General features: G+C 53.6%; 8 protein-coding genes and 11 pseudogenes. 2 read left to right on the top strand and 17 right to left on the bottom strand.

Features of this window, described 5'->3' with window-relative positions; all coding sequences use genetic code 11:
• Window positions 1-716 precede the first annotated feature (716 nt).
• From trmD to JCM12539_RS10005, 7 genes and pseudogenes are all read right to left on the bottom strand, one after another.
• Window positions 717-1,486, bottom strand: a pseudogene (trmD, locus tag JCM12539_RS10035) (tRNA (guanosine(37)-N1)-methyltransferase TrmD).
• Window positions 1,476-1,998, bottom strand: a pseudogene (gene rimM / locus JCM12539_RS10030) (ribosome maturation factor RimM). The pseudogenes trmD and rimM overlap by 11 nt, the downstream one beginning before the upstream one ends.
• Before the next feature lie 87 nt (window positions 1,999-2,085).
• The gene (locus JCM12539_RS10025; protein ID WP_054651164.1) at window positions 2,086-2,328 is read right to left on the bottom strand and encodes a KH domain-containing protein; all 243 of its coding nucleotides are present in this window, start codon (window positions 2,326-2,328) and stop codon (window positions 2,086-2,088) included.
• A 2-nt stretch (window positions 2,329-2,330) separates the two neighbouring features.
• Complete coding sequence (gene rpsP / locus JCM12539_RS10020; protein ID WP_054651162.1) at window positions 2,331-2,603, bottom strand: 30S ribosomal protein S16; 273 nt, start codon at window positions 2,601-2,603, stop codon at window positions 2,331-2,333.
• A gap of 582 nt (window positions 2,604-3,185) precedes the next feature.
• A pseudogene (gene ffh / locus JCM12539_RS10015) lies at window positions 3,186-4,617 on the bottom strand (signal recognition particle protein).
• A gap of 12 nt (window positions 4,618-4,629) precedes the next feature.
• A complete protein-coding gene (locus JCM12539_RS10010; protein ID WP_054651160.1) occupies window positions 4,630-4,974 on the bottom strand; it encodes a putative DNA-binding protein in 345 nt (114 codons plus the stop codon).
• A 219-nt stretch (window positions 4,975-5,193) separates the two neighbouring features.
• Window positions 5,194-6,640: pseudogene (locus tag JCM12539_RS10005) on the bottom strand (APC family permease).
• Between the two features lie 311 nt (window positions 6,641-6,951).
• Here JCM12539_RS10005 and JCM12539_RS10000 point away from each other — a divergent pair.
• Window positions 6,952-8,995 (top strand): annotated as a pseudogene (locus JCM12539_RS10000) (Orn/Lys/Arg family decarboxylase).
• Window positions 8,996-9,079: 84 nt separating this feature from the next.
• On the opposite strand, the pseudogene JCM12539_RS09995 reads toward JCM12539_RS10000, so the two are convergent.
• Window positions 9,080-10,479, bottom strand: a pseudogene (locus JCM12539_RS09995) (Nramp family divalent metal transporter).
• A 290-nt stretch (window positions 10,480-10,769) separates the two neighbouring features.
• Here JCM12539_RS09995 and JCM12539_RS09990 point away from each other — a divergent pair.
• Entirely contained in the window at window positions 10,770-11,336 is a 567-nt protein-coding gene (locus tag JCM12539_RS09990) for a TetR/AcrR family transcriptional regulator (RefSeq protein ID WP_054651158.1), read from the top strand.
• Between the two features lie 296 nt (window positions 11,337-11,632).
• On the opposite strand, the pseudogene JCM12539_RS09985 reads toward JCM12539_RS09990, so the two are convergent.
• The 9 genes and pseudogenes from JCM12539_RS09985 to recG all read right to left on the bottom strand — a co-directional run bounded on the left by JCM12539_RS09985 (window position 11,633) and on the right by recG (window position 22,206).
• Window positions 11,633-12,889 (bottom strand): annotated as a pseudogene (locus JCM12539_RS09985) (methionine gamma-lyase family protein).
• A 10-nt stretch (window positions 12,890-12,899) separates the two neighbouring features.
• Window positions 12,900-13,946 (bottom strand): annotated as a pseudogene (gene ftsY / locus JCM12539_RS09980) (signal recognition particle-docking protein FtsY).
• An 82-nt stretch (window positions 13,947-14,028) separates the two neighbouring features.
• Window positions 14,029-15,236, bottom strand: a pseudogene (locus JCM12539_RS14270) (AAA family ATPase).
• A gap of 398 nt (window positions 15,237-15,634) precedes the next feature.
• Window positions 15,635-16,111 (bottom strand): SMC hinge domain-related protein, encoded by a 477-nt coding sequence (locus JCM12539_RS14265; RefSeq protein WP_225350343.1) that lies wholly within the window; start codon window positions 16,109-16,111, stop codon window positions 15,635-15,637.
• Window positions 16,108-17,592, bottom strand: a complete 1,485-nt coding sequence (locus tag JCM12539_RS14260) for a chromosome segregation SMC family protein (RefSeq protein WP_225350342.1) — start codon at window positions 17,590-17,592, stop codon at window positions 16,108-16,110. The genes JCM12539_RS14265 and JCM12539_RS14260 overlap by 4 nt, the downstream gene beginning before the upstream one ends.
• 24 nt (window positions 17,593-17,616) lie before the next feature.
• A pseudogene (gene rnc, locus JCM12539_RS09970) lies at window positions 17,617-18,311 on the bottom strand (ribonuclease III).
• Window positions 18,312-18,804: 493 nt separating this feature from the next.
• Window positions 18,805-19,053 carry an acyl carrier protein gene (gene acpP / locus JCM12539_RS09965; protein ID WP_054651156.1) on the bottom strand — a complete coding sequence of 83 codons (249 nt, stop codon included), beginning with the start codon at window positions 19,051-19,053 and terminating at the stop codon, window positions 18,805-18,807.
• An 81-nt stretch (window positions 19,054-19,134) separates the two neighbouring features.
• Window positions 19,135-20,151, bottom strand: coding sequence for a phosphate acyltransferase PlsX (gene plsX / locus JCM12539_RS09960; protein WP_054651154.1), 1,017 nt, complete (start codon window positions 20,149-20,151; stop codon window positions 19,135-19,137).
• Between the two features lie 12 nt (window positions 20,152-20,163).
• Window positions 20,164-22,206, bottom strand: a pseudogene (gene recG, locus JCM12539_RS15295) (ATP-dependent DNA helicase RecG).
• Window positions 22,207-22,403: the final 197 nt, after the last annotated feature.

Here is a 22,403-nt window from a genome sequence, read left to right as displayed (position 1 = left end):
ACCATTCCGACCCCACACGCCTACGCTCACCGGTCCGACCGACGCAGCCTCACGCTACTGGAACAACAACACCAACAGACGTGCAACCCTAATCTTAAAATGGATCCGCCATTATACTGGCCGTTTGGTGTTTCCACAAACTCACAATTCATGTAGTACTAGCAGAGTATCACCCTTGGAAATTGACGACCGTTAACCCAAGCGATGAGCTCATTGGCTATTTGGGCGGATGAACTAAGTTAATTTTTTTAAACTAAACGGTTGCTGGAGTTTATTCATAAATGATAGCCGTATGTTACTACCAACGGTTACTATCCGTTTCTATTGATCTACTTCGACTGCAAACACACCTTGATGATGGTTGAGGACGGGCCAATCATTCATACATTAGTTCGCAAGTGTGGTTCTGACCGGTCAAGCCCCTACTTACGGTGACCATGCCGGCAACGCCTGACCCGGTCCGCTAGACGTTCTGAACGGAGCCCGTACCAAACGTAGGTCGATGCCACGACAACGACGAGTGTACTCAACATCTGTCCAACATGTAGCGCCCAAAATCCTGCGGTGAAAATATTCTCGCCATAGTACACACCGATACCAATAGAAATCACTATGCAGATGCCCGCATTTCTCAGCCCAATACGCAATACTTTCATCGGCGTACTCCTCGACCAGGGTTACCCGGTTGTTATTGGTGCCACCATCTTCGTAATCATCTAATCGTTATCAAGGTTTAATCGCGCGGCAGCCGCCTTACTGTCCTCTTCGCCGCGCACCTCGCGCAGTAGCTTCTGCGCGTCTTTGTCCAACTCCAGACCCTCAAGCAAATCTGGACGTCGCAGGTAGGTGCGCCGCAAACTTTCCTTTAGTCGCCACCGGTTGATTAGCTGGTGGTTGCCGTTTTGCAACACTTCCGGCACCGCATCCCGCGGTACTCCGCCGGTCGCGTATATTGTGGATACTCTAGCAAACCATTCTGAAAGCTATCCGTTTCTGGAGAAACCGAATTGCCCAACACACCGGGCAAAAGACGGGCCGTGGCGTCAATCATCGCCATGGAAGCAATCTCGCCGCCAGTCATCACAAAATCACCTAGGGAAAACTCGTCGGTGACCAACGTGCGGATACGCTCATCATAGCCCTCGTAGTGTCCACAAATGAAGACAAGGTGGTCTTCATGAGCCAACTCATCCGCGGCCGCTTGGTTGAACTGCCGGCCTGCCGGGTCAAGCAGAATGACACGCTTGGACCTTGCATCCTGCTCGTTAATTGCGTCCATGGCCTCGAACAGCGGGTCGGGTTTTAGCAGCATCCCCGCCCCGCCACCATACGGCGTATCGTCCACGTGCTGGTGCTTATCATGGGCGTATTGACGAAAGTCGATTAGGTTGAGGTTCAGTAGTCCATCCTCCACGGCTTTGCCAATCAGGGATTGGGTTAACGGGGCAAACATATCAGGAAATAGCGTTAATACATCAATTTGCATCTTCTGGATCCAACCCTTCTGGTACGTCCACCGTCACCTTGTGGTTATCCAAATCTACTTTGAGCATAACCGACCGTAAATACGGCAGTAACAAATCCTGGTGACCCGGACGGTTGACTACCCACACATCGTTGGCTCCCGGACTGAGAATTTCCCGCACCGTACCAAGCGTAGCGCCGGCAGTATCCACCACGTCCAAGCCGATGATATCTTTGTACATAAACTCGTCATCGGCTAAATCAACGTCAGGAGTCCCAGTGGCGCCCAACAAGGCCCCTTTGAACGGCAACACCTGGTTGATGTCCGTGTAACCACGAAAGGTCACGAGTGGTAGGCCCTTGTGCTCACGGGCGCTCGCGATGGTGACCGCGACGGGTGGCGTGGTGAGCACGGTCAGCTTGGCCCCAACGGCGAAACGCTGGTCAGCAAAGTCGGTGTTGGGGACGATTTTCACTTCACCACGGATGCCGTGGGTATTGACAATTTTTTCCTACGTGTAGGATTTCAGGCATAAAAATGTCCTCCTCATGCAAAATACGGAATCAAAAAAGGCCAGGACAACGTCCCGACCCCCACACTATCAGTTTATTGTGTGCCCGTTAGGCATCGACCACGTTCAGTCGCACTCGTTTGGAGTAAGGACTTTTAGCGGCGTACACCACCGTGCGGATGGCACGAATCACCTGGCCGCCGTGACCAATCACGGCACCCACGTCATGTGCATCGACGGTGAGGTCAAACACCATAAACCGTTCTTCTTCACGTCGCGTGATTTGAACCGCATCGGGATTGTGCACCAGCGGCACCACTAAATCACGGATTAACGATTCAATTGTGACCATGATTACTTAGTGTAACGTGCTTCGTGGTACTTCTTCATGATACCCTGAGCGGACAGAAGAGTCCGAACGGTGTCAGAAGGCTGAGCACCCTTTTGCAACCAGTTGAAGACAGAGTCTTCGTCCAGCTTAACGGTAACGGGGTCCGTCAATGGGTTGTAGTAACCAACCTCTTCGATGAACCGGCCATCACGAGGTGAACGGCTGTCGGCAACGACAACACGGTAGAACGGGTTCTTCTTGGAACCCATGCGCTTCAAGCGAATCTTTACAGACATGTGTATATCCTCCTAGTAATTCTTAACAAGCAATAGTTTACCAGACGCGCGGAGAGGTGTAAAGGGGTTTTTCTTTACGGGTAGAGAGCGGAGCCCCGCGTTCAGAAACTGGAGCGTAACTTGCTACGGCGGTGAAGCCCGGGTTTGGCTTCATTGCCGTAGCGGGTTACGCGCAAGTTTCTGCGGGGCGCAGCTCGTTTTAGAGAGCGGAGCAGGCCGTTTTAGAGAGCGGAGCAGGCCGTTTAGAAAGCAGAGTACAAGGGACTCCAACCGAAAGGCCCGTTTTTGGCCTTTTGGTTGGAGTCCCTTGTACGTCGCTTTCTGGCCTGCTCCGCTCGTTTCAATAAGCACGAGTACCGAGAAAGCGTAGTCTCATCAACAACCAAAGTGAATATCGAAGTTCCTTGCCTTTTGCTGCTAGTATCTTATGCGTCGCTTTCTGCCTTGCGTAGCTCGTTTTCATACGCACGAGTAACGCAAGGAACAAAGCCACATTCTCCTTCTACTTAATGTTAATACGCCTGGCCTTTGGGGATTAGCAGCCGTACCCCCGCCTAATCTTGCCCTCGTCCCCAATGCCGCCTATGACTTCCGGTGCTTGATCTTCAACCGCTTCTGCTTACGCTTCTTTTGCTTCTTCACCATAGAGTTCATGGCCATCTTTCCGATGCGCCCGCGGATACCGCCGCCCATCATCTGTTCCATGCCGCCCATGTTGCCCTTACTCATCTTGTTCATCATGTCGCGGGCTTGCTTAAATTGCTTAATCATCCGGTTAACTTCCAGGACCGGGCGTCCCGAACCAGCAGCAATCCGCCGGCGACGTGAAGGGTTCAACAATTCGGGGTTCGTCCGTTCCTTTTCGGTCATTGAGTACACAATGGCTTCATGTGGTCCATGTCTTTGGGGTCCACGTGCATATTTTTAAGTTGCGGATTGTTAGCCATTCCCGGAATCATCTTCATGATGTCCTCGATGCCACCCATGGACTGAACCTGGTCCATTTGATCAATAAAGTCATTGAAATCAAAGGTGTTGGCCTGAATCTTTTCCGCCACCTCGGCCGCTTGCTGCTCGTCAAAGTTCTTCTGCGCTTTGTCAATCAGCGTCAGCATATCGCCCATGCCGAGGATCCGGTTAGCCATGCGGTCGGGGTAGAAGACGTCCAACGCGTCCATCTTTTCGCCCTGCCCGATGAACTTAATTGGCTTACCGGTTACGGAACGAATCGACAGTGCTGCCCCACCACGGGTATCGCCATCCAACTTGGTCAGTACGACCCCGGTAATATCCAGTTGTTCGTTAAATCCCTGGGCAACATCGACCGCGGCCTGACCGGTCATGGCGTCCACCGTCAGCAAAATTTCGTTGGGGTGCGCTATTTCCTTAATGTCTTGCAGTTCTTGCATCAGCTTGGCGTCAATTTGCAAGCGCCCAGCCGTATCAATCAGCACGTAATCGTTGTGGTTAGCGGCCGCCTGGGCCATCCCCTGACGCACAATCTCCCGTGGATCCGTATCGGTACCCATCTCAAAGACGGGCGCGCCCACAGACTCACCAACCACCTGTAACTGCTTAATGGCGGCAGGACGGTAAACGTCGGCGGCAATCAGCAATGGACGCGCGTGCTCATTTTCCTGCAGTACTTAGCCAACTTACCGACCGTGGTCGTTTTCCCGGCCCCTTGTAGCCCGGCCATCATGATGACGGTCGGAATATGCGGTGCTTTGTTGAGGGGTACCGCTTCGGCCCCCATCGTTTTAACTAATTCATCGTTAACAATTTTGACAATTTGTTGAGCGGGCGTCAGGCTATCGAGCACCTCACTGCCGATCGCCTTTTCGCGGACTTCTTTGACAAAGTCCTTAACAACCTTAAAGTTAACGTCGGCTTCTAGTAAGGCTAGCCGAATTTCGCGCATGGCATCACGCACGTCACTTTCAGAAACCTTGCCCTTGCGGCGTAACTTGCTAAAGGCGTTTTGTAATCGCTCCGTTAACCCTTCAAAAGCCATATTAATCCCCTTTTATTCTTCCGCGACACGGTGTTCAACCCGTGCTAACAGTTGTTTAAGTTCATGATCATCATTATAGTGGCTGCGCAAGTACTGACCCAAAGCGTCAACCGCCGCGTTCTGCGCCTCAAAATCAGCGAGCATGTGCAATTGCCGCTCGTATTCTTCCAAAGCGGACGCGCTGCGCCGGATATTGTCGTAAACTGCCTGCCGACTCACACCAAACTCCTCCGCAATTTCGCCGAGGGAGTAGTCGTCACCGTAGTACAGTTCCAAGTATTCTTGCTGCTTGGCCGTCAACAACCCGTGGTAGAAATCAAACAGACTGTTCATCCGGTTAGTTTTAGCTAGCTCCATTATCTCAGCCCCTTTTTGTACTTATACAATTCTACCGACGGTGACCGCGACTTGCAAGCAAGAATGTCCCGACACATTCCTGACGCGCATGACTCACTCCGCAATCAGACCACACGACGATACCAATTAGCCTCGACATGCACATCGGTCGCGGGGCGTAATTTTAGCGTTTAAAAACCGCGCCACCAGTTTAAACTAGTCACGCGGTCAATTTGATTATTAATGGATCAACACGGTCCCGTGCTTTTTCGCCTCATAACGGGCAATCATGGGCATAACAAAGCCTAAGCCAAAGAGTACAAGGACGGAAACCCCATTCATTAGTAATTGGTGGTTAAACGCATGGGTCCCCCACGCCGCTTCCTGCGGCATGAAGCCCATCGTGGCACAAACAAAGGTGAAGAGTAAGCACCACCCGCCCACGACCATCGCGCCAGCTTTGTTCTTAATAAACGTATAGCCAGACCGGAACTTATCCGACTGAGCCGCAATGCCAGGAAGGCGAAGAACACCCAGCAGGTTTTGTACGGTGACACGATGCCGTTCAGGTTCAACAGCCAGTTGAAAATCGTGTTGATGTTGGGCAACGTACTACTCAACAACAACAAGAATAAACACAGACTAGCGGTAAATACGTACGAGTGGATGGGCCGACCCTGACGGTTTTTCTTCAGTAGCCACTGCGGCATGAACCGTGCGGCGGTGTCAGCTGATAGCACCCGGCTAGCGGCATCAATAAGCACAGCCAACTGTGCGAGCATAAACACCAGTTGCGTGCCGGCGAACATGTACATGAACAGGTTACCGACGCCCCATTGTTGGCCTAAATAATGAAAGGCGTAATACGAGCCGTTCATTTTCAGGTCGTTAGGCAGATGGTTCGCGTCGAAGTACACGCCCAACGCCAGGGAACCAAAGATAATGAGGAAACCCGTCATGATGGCAAGAATCCACATGGCTTTAGGAAACTCCTTCTTGGGGTTGCGCACCTGCTGAATGTACGTGGCACCAAGTTCAGCACCTGAAGTCGCGAAGATCAGTAGACCCGTCGTCGAAAAATAATGCGTGGAAAAATGGGGCTTGTACGCACTCAGGTCGAACAGGTTGCTAGCTGGATGGTAACCCTTCGCAATCCCCGCTGCGGCCAGCACGACAAAGAGCACGGCCATCAAGAACATGGCGGCCCCACCAATCAGCGACATGACCTCCATGGAGCGGCTAAAGACGTTTTCCAAAATAATGAAAATCAGGATGACCAGGAAGGTGAAAATGCCGAACCACAATGTGGACATGTGTTTGTCCAACTTGTTGTTACCCAACCACAACCATGAAATTGCGACAATGACCGAATTTGATACATCAATGAGGTATGGTAACGTGCTGGACCAGTACATCCAACTGACCACGTAACCGAGCGTATCGCCGGAAGTGTGGCGCACCCAGGTGCTAAACCGCCCCCATCCTGGGTAAACGTGGTCCCGATTTGCGCCGAGATGAGCGCGTACGGCACGATGTACGCCAACAACAGAAAAATCCAGGAAAAGATGACGGAGAGCCCCTGGTTTTGGAACGGGTAGAGAATGTTTTCAAACCCAATTACGGTAACAAAAACTAACAGTCCGAGCACGGGCCACGCCATATACTTTTGACGTGGCTGCCCTAACATGGGTGCATCTTGCATAATAATATAACCTCGTATTCTTAAAATGCCGACCAACACAATGACATTCGCAAACACGGCGGTTTATTTCGGAAATATCCGTAACTTGTATTCACTTAATTCACCTAAATATGTATTCTAGTGGTTGTACTGAGTTCATCATTACTAGTCAAACTCATTATCGTGGATGACACCTAAAACTAAGCGTACGATAACCGAATTATTATACACGAACAAGTTACGACAGTACATATTTTCTGAAAGGTCCTGATTATTTTATGTATCTCAACGTTGCAATTACCTCTGCGGCCGGCAAAATGGCCCCACAAATTGACGGGGTCGACCTCGATGCCCTGGTGCCAGGAGCAATTGGTGCCGCCGTCATCACGGCCGACGACACCAACGCGTGGCGTCAATTACGCAGTACCGCGTTACCCATCCCCACCTTTGTCTTGGGCGACCCTGCCACGATGGATTCCGGTCAGCTGCGGGTCATCCCCATTGCCAATGCGGACGCGTTAACCCCAGCCGACATCACCGACGCTATAAACGACTACGAGGCCAAGGAAATCCCCGCTTTTTTTTACGGGATCTGCTCGACTTTAGTCACGCCAACCCCACCACCTTTGCTACACCCGGACATCATGCCGGCCATTACGATGACCTCGCTCCGGCAGGTTACCTGTTCCACCAGGCGTACGGCGATACCTTCTTTGCCAGCGACACTAGCGACGTGGTCACGGCCCTCGGCGACATGCTGACCCACGGCGGCACCCCACTAGCCGCTGAGCAGGCCGCCGCCAAACTATTCCATGCGGACAAAACGTACTTCGTAACCAACGGAACGACGGGCAGCAATAACATTGTGGCCAGCGCGGCTTTGCAGCCCGGCGATCTGGTGCTCTTTGACCGGAACAACCATAAGTCGTTTTATAACGGCGCGTTGGTGCTGAATGGCGCCACGCCAGTCTACCTCGACACGCTCCGGACTAGCCAGGGACTGATTGGCCCAGTCGATTTGAGCACCGTGACGACGGATAGCCTCCGCGAGGCGGTACGCAAAGTTGCGCCAGCAAAGGCGGACGCCCCACGTCCATTCCGGTTGGCAGTTCTGGAGCTGGAAACCTTCGACGGCATCGTACCCAACGTGCGCATGCTGCTAGATCAATTCGGTCCCCTATGCGACTACATTGCCTTTGACGCGGCCTGGGGTGGCTACGAGCCATTCATCCCGGCCATGCGGCCAACTGACCCGCTGCAGCTGGATCTTGGGCCAGACGATCCCGGAATTTTCGTCACCCAGTCCGTGCATAAGCAGCAATCTGGTCTGGCACAAACGTCACAAATTCACAAAAAGGACGCGCACATCAAGGGCCAAGACCGGTATATCAGTCACGCTCAGTTTAACCACGCGTACTTAAAACACGTTACTACCAGTTACTCGTACCCCGTCTACGCCTCACTTGCGGTCAACGTGGCGCTCAACGAGAGCGCACACGGACAAGCTGCCTGGCAACGAGCAATCGCCGACGCTCAACAATTCCGCCGCGACCTCACTGATACGCAGCTATTCCGCGCCCTCAATGCGCCTTCAATGCTTCAGGTTCCGGACCAGCAGGCGGTCACAGACCCCGACGTTTGGGCGCTTCATCCCGATGATGAGTGGCACGGCATGAACAAACTTCGTCCTGGTCAGGCTTACCTAGATGCCGGCAAAGTGACGGTGGTACTGCCTAACGGCCATGACCGCGGTGTGTCCGGGTGGGTCCTCGACCGCTACCTCCTCGACCACAACATCGTACCGGAAAAGGCCGACCCGAATTCCGTGCTGTTCCTGGTGACACCCGGTAGTGATCGGCATGATTGGCAACAACTGTTATCAGTACTACGACAGTTCGAGGCAGACTACTTCGCCGACCGGACCGTTGCGGACGTTCTCCCACAGTTAGTCGCCGAAACTGGTGGTCGTTACCTGGGCATGACGCTTCGGGAGCTGGCACAAACATTGTCAGACTACTTCAACGACAACCACCTCGCCGAGCAACAAGCCACCCTATTCCAAAACAGCAATGAACGGTCGGCACCGATGACCGCGGCCACTGCAGACGCGGCGTTTATGCGGGGCAACTTTGACACCATTCCTTTGCGTAATGCAGTTGGGCGTATCGCAGTTGAAGGTGCATTACCCTACCCTCCCGGAATCTTCGTCGTTGTTCCTGGAGAAGCCTGGACGCAGGCGGCCGTTGACTATTTTGACACGCTTTACGGAGCCGTTGCACAATTTCCGGCTTCACGCCAGAGATTCAGGGCGTCACGGTGGCCGCTGATGGCACACCCGTGGTTCACGTCGTTCGGAATTAGCGGCACGGTTTTATCTGCAAGCATTAAAAAAGTTCCGACTGATTCGATTCTCAGTCGGAACTTTTTTTTGATGTTATTCAGCGCTTAAAATACTTCTTGTAGGGTTGAAACAATCAACCAGAGGTTCAGGATGGTCAACACGATGGCGATAAACCATGCAGTGTACTTGACCCAAGCCTTGTTAGCAAACTTCCCCATGATCTTCTTGTCACTCGTAAACAGTACCAGCGGCACGATGGCGAATGGTAGCGCAATACTCAGGAAAACCTGGGAAATGGTTAGCAGTCCTTCGATCTTAGCCTCATTACCGTGGTAGATGAAGGCGAAAATCAGCACTGGCGTAATGGAAAGCAACCGGGTCAGCAGGCGTTGTGCCCACAGTGGCATCTTCAGGTGAATGAAGCCTTCCATGATAATCTGACCGGACAGCGTCCCAGTAATAGTCGAGCTTTGCCCAGAAGACAGCAGGGCAACCGCGAACAACATACTGAGTACTGGGCTGGCAATCGCGCCAACAATTTGCGAATCGTTCAGTGCGTGGAACAAGTCCACGAACCGGCCCAGGTCACTGTTAGTGCCGTAGAACAAAGCCGCACCCAGAATCAGCAGCAAACAGTTAACGACGAAGGCCACGGTCAGCTGAATATTTGAATCCGCCACCGTGAAACGGATGGACTTCGCAACGTGCGCTTCATTCGAGCGGTCAATCTCACGGGTTTGCGAAATTGACGAACCTAGGTACAGGTTATGCGGCATTACGGTTGCGCCGACAATCCCCAATGATAGGTAGAGCATTGAGGAATGCGTGACGATGTCAGGATCCGGGATGAACCCGCGCAGAATTCCGCCAATGCTTGGCTGTGATAGCAAAACTTCATAAAGGAAGACGAACAGGATAACCGCCACCAGGGTGGCAACGATTGCTTCAATCTTCCGGAAACCGAGCTTCATCAGTAACAGCAGAATCAAGACATCCAGCGACGTGATGGCAATACCCACAATCAGCGGAATATTAAACAGCAGCTTGATGGCAATACCAGAACCGATAATTTCAGCCATGTCCGTTGCCATGATGGCCAACTCCGTCACAATCCACAGGAATATTCCCATGCCTTTGGACGTCCGTTCACGGGTCATCTGGCCAAATCCTTACCGGTAACGATGCCCAGCCGTGCCGCCATGGCCTGTAGCAACATGGCAATCAAACTGGAAATCAAGATTACGGTCAGTAGCGTGTACTTGTAACTAGCACCACCGGCAATGGACGTAATCCAGTTACCTGGGTCCATATAACCAACGGCAACTAAAGCGCCAGGTCCGAGATAAGCTAGAAGGGTCTTCCAGTAACCCCCGTCCATCGGTACACTGACGGAACCATTAACCTCGGCTAGGCTCTTTTGCGCACCACTAGTCTCAGTGGCAAAGTGAACGCGACTCTCACTAGTCTTCTTGTGCTGACGTTCTTTGGATTCATTTTTCAAAATGGTTCCCTCTTTTCTATTGGCTTAGAATTGAGTGCCCCGTTTGGGCGATTCATCGGCGCAGCGGCAAGTATTACTACGCCTACCAACGGATAAACATTAATACATCTGGAGAACTTAGGCAACCCTGATTTTTGGTATTTTCGTCGCTTTATGCGACAATACAAGAGTAATTATGAGCTTATGTTACACTTTAATTGTAATTGTAGCCAAACGCCCGACGTTACCGCGCTTTTTTTTGCGACAGATTGTCCGTGGTCTTGTCAGGCAACAACACAAAGGAGGTCGTCTTCATGACCGATTTACGAACCCAACGCACTAACAGACTAATTCAAGCTGCCTTTGTTAAATTAGTCAACCGTTCAGGCTTTGATACCTTAACCGTTACCCAAATTGCAGCCACCGCTTTGATTAATCGCCAGACTTTTTACCGCCATTACACCGATAAGTTTGACCTGGCTGAACGTTTAGCCAGCGAGGCCATTACCGGATTTGACCGGGCTGTATCTGAACGCTTACGCATTGCCGCTGATCCTCGCCACGACCAGGAACAGGTATTACGAGTAGTCAGCGACATCATGAGTACCTACGTTGCAGAGCGCATTGATCTCCTCACCGCGCTGATGACGCTCCGGGGTGACCCGCTGGACTTTCGGGACCGGCTACAGCGACAAATCGAGCACCGCTACCGCCAGTACTTTGCGGATAGCACGCCTGATCAAGAGGACCTCGAAATACAGGCCAGTCTGTTTGCGTCCGTCGCCCTCGGCACGTTAGACTTCATCCTGGCCCACAAACGGGTGCCTGAATCCAGCCGGATGCTGCGTAACGTCCAGCGTATCCTCACTGCGTTTGTCTAGCGTTAAGTTTGTGGTGCGAACACGTGGGTGGGAGTTTACGTGCCCTAAGCCGTGATTGCTACGGTGGTGGTTGACGGCAGCGTTGGTCGGACCGATGAGCTGCGGCTTACGTGGGGCGCCCCAGACACCAACCACGTTTTCCCTAAACTTCGTAAATTGCCGTCACATAATCGTTGGTTCCAACTAGCTGGGTTCGTGCAATGGCCCCGCTCAACCGGAGCCGCCGAACAAAGGCACCAAACATCAAAACAAATAGCGGAGCCCTGTAAAAGGACTCCGCTATTACTATCTCAAGCCTAGTGTTCATCAAAGTAGGTACTTTGCGCCGCACCAATAGTCGCCAACTTCACGTGGGCGTACGTCAATCCACCCTGCAAGTAAATGGTGTACGGCGGTCGAATCGGCCCGTCACCAGAAAACTCAATCGTTGCGCCCTGCACAAACGACCCACCGGCCATAATCACCTCATCCTCGTAGCCCGCCATCCGTTCCGGAATTGGCGTGACAAACGAGTCCACCGGCGAGTTGGCCTGAATTGCCTGCGCAAACCGGATCATGTCCTCGCGATTACCAAAGTTGACCGTCTGCACGATATCGGTGCGTGGCGCATCCCACGTTGGACTGACACTCATCCCCAAGGCCGCAAACAACGCCGCCTCAAAGATGGCCCCTTTGATTGCGTTACCCGTAGTTTGGGGCGCGATAAAGAAACCTTGATACATATCCGGCAGTGCCGACACCGTTGCACCTTCCGCCGCACCCAGACCAGGCACGGTGAACCGATAGCTGACTTTCTCCACTAGGTCAGCGTCACCAACGATATACCACCAGTTTTAGCCATGCCACCACCGGCGTTCTTGAAGAGCGATCCCGCCATCAAGTTAGCACCCACCTGGAGGGGTTCCACAGTTTCCGAAAATTCGCCGTACGCGTTATCAACAAAGACGGTTATGTCGGGTGCCACCGCGCGCACCGCATCAATCATTGCTTTGATTTTGGCCACCGTAAACGACGCGCGGGTAGCGTACCCGCGGGACCGTTGAATCGCCACTACGGTCGTTTTGGGTGTAATCCGCTTCTGAATGGCCGGAATATCCGCTTCACCGCTAGGCAGGAGGTCAACATAGTCAACCCCAATGCCATACTCTTTGGGCGACCCCACGCCGTTACCGGCCATCCCCAGAACCTCCTGCAGGGTATCGTACGGCTTGCCAGTGATGTACACAATCTCGTCACCAGGCCGTACCAACTAAGAGCGAGACGCCAATTGCGTGTGTACCCGAAACAATTTGTGGGCGGACAATAGCATCTTCACCACCCAGGACGTCGGCATAGATACTTTCCAGCACGTCACGGCCCTCATCACTATGCCCGTAACCGGTCGACCCGGTTAAGTAGCTTTCAGCTACGTGGTGTTCCCGGAAACTCCGCAACACCTTGGCCTGATTTTCAATAATTTGTTCATCAATGGCAGCCAACCGTGGTGCGATTTGTGCGTCCACCTGGTCGACTAGTTCAACTAACTTCGGCGCAAACTGATCCCGCCAACTCATTCGTACTACCTCACTTATTTTCGTCTGCATCTTCCTGATTGTCATCAACCGTCTCATCAGCCGGCGGGGCGTCAATCAGGCCTTTGAATAGACCGTACACAAACTTAGTCGGGTCAAAATCGGACAGGTCATCCATGCCTTCGCCAAGACCGACGAGCTTAACTGGCACGTGGAGCTCGTTACGCACGGCGAGCACGATGCCCCCTTTGCCTGAACCATCAAGTTTTGTCAACACAATCCCGGTCATGTCAGTGGTTTTATTGAACTCCTTCGCCTGCGACAAAGCGTTCTGTCCCGTCGTGGCGTCTACCACCAGCAACACTTCCTGGGGAGCATCCGGTAACTCGCGTTGAATGACCCGCTTCATTTTGGCCAACTCCGTCATCAGGTTGACCTTGTTCTGCAAACGTCCGGCCGTGTCCACAATCAGCACGTCAAAGTTTTCGTCTTTCGCTTTGCGCACGGCGTCGTAGACCACCGCCGAGGGGTCACCACCAGCCGGGCCCGCAACAACCGGTACGTCGTCACGTTCACCCCAGACTTGCAGCTGTTCAATCGCCCCCGCGCGGAAGGTGTCCCCCGCCGCCAGCAAGACTGATTTGCCCTGCTGATGGAGGCGGTTGGCTAGCTTACCAATGGTCGTCGTCTTACCGGCCCCGTTGACCCCTACGAACAGGAACACGGTTGGCCCGCTACCCTCGGGTGCAAAGTGAAGGCTGTTATCCTCGTCCACGCCGGCTTCATCATACAAGTCGACGAGCTTCTGCACGATAACCTGCGCGACCAGTTGCGGATCCCGGGCGTTTGTAACTTGACCTCTTCGCGCAACTCATCAGTCAGTCGAACCGCGGTGTCAAAACCCACATCGGCCTCAATCAAAGTGTCCTCAAGGTCGTCAAAAAAAATTCTCATCAACGGTACGAAAGTTAGCAAATAAGGCATTCAGTCGGTCACCAAAACTTTGCCGACTCTTAGTCAACGCCTCGTCGTACTTGGCAGTTTCGGGCTCCTCTTCCTTACCAGAAAAGGCCGCCTTGATCCGGTCAAATAATCCCATTCAATACACCCCTTTAATCATGCATTTACGTTCTGCATCAGCTTCAACGACGGTGCACCATTCCGGCGTCTCCGGGTATCAACTAGCCCGGCTCGCCGTCACTAACAACCGTAGCCGCATCGTCCAGGCTCACCGACACCATTCGGGACACGCCAGATTCCTGCATGGTCACCCCGTACAGGATATCGCTGCCGCCATCGTACCACGGCGATGGGTAATGACAATGAACTGCGTGTTACTGGAATAATGCTTCAGGAAATCACCAAAGCGGTCGACGTTGGCTTCGTCCAGGCTGGCCTCAACCTCATCCAGTACTGAGAACGGCACCGGCCGAACTTTGATAATTGCAAACAACAATGTAATTGCTGTTAACGCCCGTTCCCCACCAGACAGTAGTGATAGACGGGTGTGGTTTTTCCCAGGCGGCTGCGCGATAATTTCGATTCCCGTGGTCAGTAAGTTCTCTGGATCCGTCAGCTGCAGCTCCGCGTGACCCCCGCCAAACATCTGGGGGAAAATTTCCGTGAAAGCCGAGCTGGTGGCCGTAAAGACTTCCTCAAAACGATCCTGCACCTCTTTGTCCAGTTCGCCCATCGTGTTTAGTAGCTGGGCCTTCGCGTCTTCGAGGTCATTTTGCTGCGCGGTCAGGAAATCGTAGCGCTCCTTAACCTCCTGGTACTCGTCAATGGCGCTCAGGTTAACCGGCCCCAACTCGTCCAAACCACGCTTCAACAACTTAATCTGACTTTGCAGTTCGGGAATAGGCACCGCGTCGTCCGGCACGGCGGCAATCGCCGCTTCATAGGACGTCTGGTACTCCTCACTCAGGGTCGTTAGCGCTGCATCCAGGTTCATTTTGAGCCGGTTTAGCTGCACCGACTGAGTTTCACTGGTCGCCATAACCTCTTGGCGCTCAGTGTACGCCGTGGTGATGCTGGCGGAGACCCGACTGAGTTCGGTCCGAGCCGTGGCCTTATCGGCGTTTAAGCGCTCCTGTTGCGCCTGGAGCGCAGCAATGTCCTGCCCTAATTGGGCCAAAGTGGCACTGCGTTCTTCCTTCTCCTGCGCGGTTTCGGTCGCGGTTTTCTCAATCGTGGCAATCCGCTGCGCAAGCTGGTTGCGCTGATCAACCGCCGCAGTCTCACTTTCTTGCCACTGATCAATCTGTGCCGTGGCCGTCTTGGCCGCCTCCTGCTTAACCGCTAGGTCGGTGCGCAATTGCGTTAACCGCTCCTGGTGGTCCGCTGCTTGGCTACTTTGGTCCGCCAAGGCGGCACGGAGGTCAGTCATGTTGCGCTGCAGGTCGTCCAACTTTTGCTGGATGGCCTCGCCTTGCTTGGTGAGGTCAGCCTGCCGCTGCTCCATATCATCCTCTCCCTGAGGAAGGTTGACCTTGAGCGCAGCCGCTTGTTGTTCCAACTGCCCAATCTGCTGGGCGACCAATTGCCCCGACGACCGCGTCGTGTGGGTTTGGTCGCGCAGCTCCGTCAGGCGGTTGCTGTACTCCCGAAGTGTACTGTTGGCGGCAGTGATCCGCTCTTCGAGTTGGGCCAGTTCCGCACGTTCTTGATCTAACTTGGCGGTCATGGCGCCCAACTGCGTGCTCAATCGCTGTGCTTCCTGGTTCCGGGCCAAAGGTGAGGTGCTGCCCTTGTGCTGTGCCCCCCCGGACATGGACCCACCAGCGTTCAAAATATCGCCGTCCAGCGTAACCAAACGGTAACGGTGGTGCAGGCTATTCGCAATCGGCACCGCATTATCGAGTTGTCAACCACGACCAAAGTACCAATCAGGCTGCCCATCACGTTGGCCAGCCCCTGGTCAAAGCCGACCAGATCAATACCAACGCCAATAAAGCCTTTTTGTCCGGTCAACTGCTGGCGAATGCTCTGCGGTAATTCCCGGGGACGGATAATGTCAGCGGGAAGGAACGTGGCCCGTCCGGCGCGCCGTTGCTTTAAGAAGCTAATTGCGCGCTTAGCCGCGGTCTGGTCAGCCGTAACGATGGCTTGCAGGCTACCACCAATGGCCTGATCAAAGGCAACTTGATACCGTTCGGGAATTTTTAGTAACTCCGCAACTGCACCCACCACACCGGGGAGCCCGTCTTTGTTCTTCAACACCGTCCGGACACCCGAATAGAAGCCAGCGTAATCATCGTTCAATTCCTTGAGCGTTTTATAACGCGCGTTGGCCTGCGTATAAGCCGGCTGTGGTCCATCAATTGTTGGTTCAGCTGCTGGTACTCGGCCTGCCCCTGATTCACAGCGGCCTCAGCATCACGGACTTTGGTGGTGGCCTCATCCTGAGCTTTCTGGGCGGCATCGATTTGTTGCTGCACGTCCTTCTGTTGAGCGGTCAACTTGTCCAGCTGGGCCTGAATCTCCGCCAACCGGCTACGCGTGGCTGCTTGCTGGCTATCGGCCAGCTGTGCTTCTTTGCTCAACGCAGATACCGCATTACGGTTGTTGGCCTGTTGCTGCAACGTGTCAATATACTCTTGCTGCGCTGTTTCCAACTGCTCGTTCAACTGTGCCGGCGTGCTGGCCTGCTGTTCCGCGGCGCGAATTTGTGTCCGTAAATCTTTAATGGTATTGGTCAGTTCGGACCGTTCCGCCTTAATGGTCGCCAGGTGGGCGTGCGCATCATCACGGTCGTGTTCAGCTCGCTCCAACCGGTCACGCAGATCGGCAAGGGTTGACGCGGCGTTTTGCACACGCTCGCTACTAACGTTTTCTTCACCGTTCAGGCTTTGCTGCTTCATCGACTTGGCAAGTAACTCATCGTTGACCTGAGCCAGCTGCTGATCAAGTGCCGTTGCGGCCTGGGTGCGGCGGTCAGACTCGGCCTCCAAACCAGCAATCTTATCGTTCAGCTCCTCGATCCGCTGCTTGGTCGCGTGTGCGGCCCGCTCGGTAGCTTGTTGCTGCCCAACCATATCGTGTACCTGACGGGCAAGCAATTGTTGGTGCAAAGTTGCGTATTCCGCCGACTGACGCTGGTACTCACGCGCCATGGAACTTTGCTCGGCTAGGGGCTCCAACCGCACCGACAACTCGTGCACAATGTCGTGGACCCGGTCCAGGTTATCGTCCGTCTCGTCTAGCTGTGCCTGCGCCTTGGCCTTCTGCTGCTTATACTTCAGCACCCCGGCCGCCTCTTCAAAAATACCGCGACGATCCTCCGGTTTGCTGTTGAAAATTGCCTCAACTCGTCCTTGTGAAATGAACGCAAAGGAATCGCGACCCAGTCCACTATCCATGAACAAGGTCACGATATCCTTGAGCCGTACCTGTTTGTTGTTCAGTAAAAATTCACTGTCACCGTTCCGAAACAACCGCCGCGTTACGCTAACCTGCGTCGGTTGTTGATCCAAGTAGCCGTCATCATTGTTGAAAACCATCGTCACTTCGGCACGATTCAACGGTGGCCGAGTATCGGTGCCGGCAAAGATGACGTCGCCCATGCGCTCGCCGCGCAAGCTCTTGGCGCTTTGCTCACCCAGCACCCAACGAATTGCTTCCGTAATGTTGCTTTTACCGCTACCATTGGGGCCAACAACCCCTGTTAGCCCGGGATCAAATTTAATTTGGGTTTTATCCGCAAATGACTTAAAGCCATTTATCGTAAGTTCCTGCAGGTACATCCAGCCACTCCTCGTGTTGCGACCCTACGCTAAATCACTCAGTGCGCGGTGGGCCGCATCTTGTTCCGCGTGCTTTTTACTGGTGCCGGTACCCCGACCCAGCTCCCGACCGTCAGCGGTGACGGACACGGTGAAAACACGCTGATTATTGTCTTCTTCTTGTTCTGACAGCAGCTCGTACTCGATGTTCACATCGCCACCCTGCTGTAAACGTTCCTGAAGTTTAGTTTTAAAATCCCGGGTATCCTCAAATTCCCCAGCATCAATGTGTGGCCAAATAACTTGCTCACAAAAGCGAATCACCGCTTGCGACCCTGGTCCAGGAAAAGTGCACCACAAAAGGCCTCAAACAAGTCTTCCAAGAGGGTGTCGCGGTGACGGGCCCCAGCGTTCTCCTCACCGTTACCGAGGCGAATATACTGGTCAAAATGCGCCTCACGAGAAAAGCTGGCAAAGCTACGTGTTTGAACCGCAGCAGCCCGCATCCGCGTCAACTTACCCTCTGGGACGTGAGGATATTTCTTAAACAGGTACTCCGACACGGTTAATTCCAAGACGGCATCGCCGAGGAATTCCAACCGCTCGTTATTGTGCACCCCTAATTCCCGGTGTTCGTTCGCGTAACTTGAGTGCGTAAACGCCTCCTCAAGCAAATCGACGTTATTAAAATCGATTCCGAAACGACTATGTAACTCACGCGTAAACTCTATCGCGACCATTAGTTGCCTCCTTCAATGCTGTTTCTCATTATACTAAACATCCAGCTTAACTAAAAGGGTTGTCGCTGTTCATGGGTGACCAAATTACGGGCTGAATAGTGGCGGCAAATATAGCGCGGAAGGTGGTTTTGTCTGTGGCGCGTGCTAATTTGGGGGCTACGGAATGAATAGCGGAGATGACGTACTATCCTTGTTACTTCTCAATATTGATACGAGCTACGCAGGCCAGAAAGCGACGTATAAGCTACTAGCACCAAAAGGCCAAGTGCGGACTAGGTCTTGCATTGCAGGTCAATGCTACCCCGCTCCTCCGTTACCTGTGCGCATTAAAACGAGCTGCGCAGGCCAGAAAGCGACGTATAAGCTACTAGCACCAAAAGGCCAAGTGCGGGCCTTTCGGTGCTAGTAACTTATACTCTGCTTTCTAAACGGCCTGCTCCGCTCTCTAAAAAAAACGGGGCCGCCCCTGGCCGCCCCGTATCATTCATACTCATTATTTATCCGACTGGTGCGCGGCGATGTAGTCAACCGCATCCCCGACCGTCTGGATTTGCTCAGCATCCTCATCCGGAATCTCGGCGTTAAAGGTGTCCTCTAACTCCAACACAAATTCCACAATGTCGATAGAATCGGCGTCCAAGTCCCGCTTAAAGTTTAGGTCCCGGGTAATGGTACCCTCCTGTAACTGAAAGTGGTCCTGTAACAACGATGAGATCTGATCAAAAATTTCCTGTTCGCTCACGGTAAGCCTCCTCACTAATTACCGAACCACTATATTCTAAAAAGCCGTCAATGTCCATTACTTTTGCACGACAAATCGCAATTACTCTGCGTCCGGTGCCGCCATCGTGTGTTCCTCAAAGTACTGCACAAACTTCGCAATCGTCTGCTTGTCCACCATATCGGCCACCTGCTTGATCGTGTAATACACCGTCCGCGCATCCGCCGCCCCGTGAGCCTTCACTACCGGCGCCTGCAATCCTAGCAACACCGCGCCACCATAGCGTGATGCGTCAAACTTGTCCGCCACGCCACGAATTTCGTTCCGTAACAATAAACCGCCCAGTTTGCCCTTCACACCGCTGTTCATGATGGTGTCCTTCAACGCGTGCAGCAAAGTGTGTGCCGTGCCTTCCACAGCCTTTAGCGCCGCGTTACCCGTAAAGCCATCGGTCACCACGACGTCCGCAACGCCATCCAATAGACCGGTAGCCTCCACGTTACCAATAAAGTTGAGTCCCGCCGCGTTTGCCAGCAGTTTATGCGCCTCTTGGTGTAACTCGTCACCTTTGTGCTCCTCGGTCCCGTTGTTCAGTAACCCCACGCGTGGGTTATCAATACCACGGACATCCTTGGCGTAAAAATTGCCCATAACCGCATACTGGTAGAGGTGTACCGGACGGTTGTCCGCGTTCGCGCCCACGTCCAGCATTACAAAGCCGTGGTCGTTCGTTGCGGCCGGCAAAGTGGGCATTAACCCTGGACGGTCAATCCCCTTGATGCGACCAACAATGAACAATCCAGCCGCCAGTAATGCGCCGGTGCTGCCCAGGGACAGCAGAGCGTCCGCCTCGCCGTCTTTGACCGCACGGGCCGCCCTGACCATCGACGCGTCCTTCTTCCGGCGAATCGCCTGTACGGGCGCCTCGTTGCCGGAAATTTCCTCTGTGGTGGGCACAAGCGTGATGCGTTCGTCATTCTTAATGAGCGGCCGCACGCGTTGCTCGTCGCCAAATAGCAGGAACTCTAGGCGCGTATCCTCATCCCGTGCCCGCTCCACACCCGCAACAACTACGTCAGGTGCATCATCACCGCCCATGGCGTCAACAGCAATCTTCATGAAAAAGTCCTCCTAATTTAGGCTTTCGGCTTGAGCCAAACGGCCGTTTAAATATCGTGATAATACTGCATTTCCTGGTGTTTCGAGTCCTGGATCATCCGTAAAAATTGTGGAAGCGACTTTGTTCGCCGTATCCAGAATGTTAAAGTCGCCGACCGGATCGCCCAGACGGAAATCTGGCAGGCCCGACTGTTTGGCCCCAAAAATATCGCCCTGCCCCCGTAACTCGAGGTCACGCTGAGCGACTTTGAAGCCATCATTGGTGTCAACCATCGTCTCCATCCGACTGACACCACTGTCACTTTTCGGGTCGGCAATAAGAATGCACGTCGCCTGTTTGCGGCCACGACCCACGCGACCACGCAACTGGTGGAGCTGAGCCAGACCAAAGCGGTCGGCATCGAGAATCATCATCATCGTGGCGTTCGGAACGTCGACCCCAACTTCAATCACGGTAGTCGAAACCAGCACCGCAGTTTGCCCGCTAGCAAAGTCACGCATGATGGCGTCCTTCTCGTCCGGTTCATGCGTCCGTGGAGCAGCGCCACGGCGGCCTTGCTCGCGAACGTCTCCTGCATCTCCGCGTACACCGCCTCAGCATTCTTGAGGTCCACGGCCTCCGACTCCGCAATCAGCGGCGTAATCACAAACGCCTGTCCACCAGCCGCTACGGCCTCCTCGACCATGCGGACCGCGCGACCCTGTTGCTGTTTGTGCAACCAAAGCGTGCGCACGGGTAAGCGGCCGGCCGGCATTTCGTCAATCGTGGATACGTCCATTTCACCATACGCGGTAATCGCAAGCGTACGCGGAATTGGCGTGGCGGTCATCGACAAAACGTCCGGTTTCAACCCCTTGGCACGCAAAACCTCGCGCTGCTTAACCCCGAACCGGTGCTGTTCATCGATAATGGCAAAACCTAGGGCGTTAAAGTCAACACCTTTTTGAATCAACGCGTGCGTACCAATCGCGATGTCCAGGTCACCAGACCGCAACCGTTCCAAAATAACTTTGCGATCAGCGGCCGATGTCGCACCCGTCAGTAGCGCCACGCTAACGTGGACAGGCTCGAATAACTGGCTGAGCTTGGCGAAATGCTGTTCAGCCAGCACCTCCGTTGGCACCATTAGCGCCGCCTGAAAATGTGCGGTAACAGCGGCATACATGCAGATTGCCGCCACGATGGTCTTCCCACTACCAACATCCCCCTGCAGCAGCCGGTTCATGTGTTTGGTACTGAGCATATCCGCGCAAATTTCATTCACCACACGCTTTTGGGCTGCAGTTAATTCAAACGGCAGTGTTTGGATAAACGCGCGGACTTTATGGTTGTCAAAGGGGATGCGCAAGCCGTTGACCTGCGCGGTGTCCCTTTGCTTGATTGCCTGCAACTGCACCTCAAACAAAAAGAACTCGCGAAAAATGGCTGAGCGTCGTGCCGCTGCAGCCTCAGCGGGATTAGCCGGAAAGTGCATCTGGCGCACTAACTCGCGGTCGGTCAATAATTGCAACCGTGTGCGGTACTGTTCGGGCACCACCGACTTAATCTCATCGGCGTAATGTTCGTACGCCACCTTAATCGTGTCCACCAAAAACTTCTGGTGAACCGCCTGACTCAGCGGGTAAATTGCCGCCATTGAGGGAGCATCCTGGTCCTTTGTGGCCACCAGCCGCATGGCGCTGAGCGCATTGCGCCCAACGTTCCACTTACCGTAAATGGCTGCCTCTTGGCCTTGATGAAACCGATCCTTCAACCAGGGCTGGTTAAAAAAAAGGACACGAGAATCACGGTGCGGTCGACCTGTAAACGCACGGTCACGCGCACCTTATGTGGCCCAAAACGAGCAATCACCGGATCCGCCACTACCGTGCCTTTAACCGTCAGCTTTTCACCATCAACGGCCGTTGCCAAATCCCGCTCCTGCAAATCGTCGTACCGAAACGGAAAATAAAAAAAAGCAGGTCGTTGACCGTCACGATACCGAGGTCCGCGAGTGCTTCCACCCTCTTGGGGCCAACACCGGGCAGAACCCCGACCGCATCGCTAAGTGGCATGGTCAACGCCTCCTTTCATGTGCACCATGGTTGGTGCTGGTTTTTGGAGATTTATGGAGCATATTCTCAATGCTGCAAATAGTCTCTAGAATGTGGGTGAGTTTGAGCCCACCACTGTGTTGGAGAATGCTGCAACGGGCCCGATTTACCCGGGCGTTTTAAAACGAGCTGCGCCCCGCAGAAACTTGCGTGTAACA

Origin of the sequence: Lacticaseibacillus pantheris DSM 15945 = JCM 12539 = NBRC 106106 (assembly GCF_001311175.1) — a bacterium.
In the GTDB taxonomy this organism is placed as follows: Bacteria; Bacillota; Bacilli; order Lactobacillales; family Lactobacillaceae; genus Lacticaseibacillus; species Lacticaseibacillus pantheris.
The sequence above is the reverse complement of the archived record's forward strand: the minus strand, read 5'-3'. Positions and strand labels throughout refer to the sequence as shown.

Excerpts from the sequence above, each read along its gene's own strand:
- rpsP (WP_054651162.1), bottom strand. The coding sequence starts at position 2,603 with ATGTCTGTAAAGATTCGCTTGAAGCGCATGGGTTCCAAGAAGAACCCG.
- JCM12539_RS14260 (WP_225350342.1), bottom strand. The coding sequence starts at position 17,592 with ATGTACCTGCAGGAACTTACGATAAATGGCTTTAAGTCATTTGCGGAT.
- plsX (WP_054651154.1), bottom strand. The coding sequence starts at position 20,151 with ATGAAGATTGCTGTTGACGCCATGGGCGGTGATGATGCACCTGACGTA.
- JCM12539_RS09990 (WP_054651158.1), top strand. The coding sequence starts at position 10,770 with ATGACCGATTTACGAACCCAACGCACTAACAGACTAATTCAAGCTGCC.
- JCM12539_RS10010 (WP_054651160.1), bottom strand. The coding sequence starts at position 4,974 with ATGGAGCTAGCTAAAACTAACCGGATGAACAGTCTGTTTGATTTCTAC.
- JCM12539_RS10025 (WP_054651164.1), bottom strand. The coding sequence starts at position 2,328 with ATGGTCACAATTGAATCGTTAATCCGTGATTTAGTGGTGCCGCTGGTG.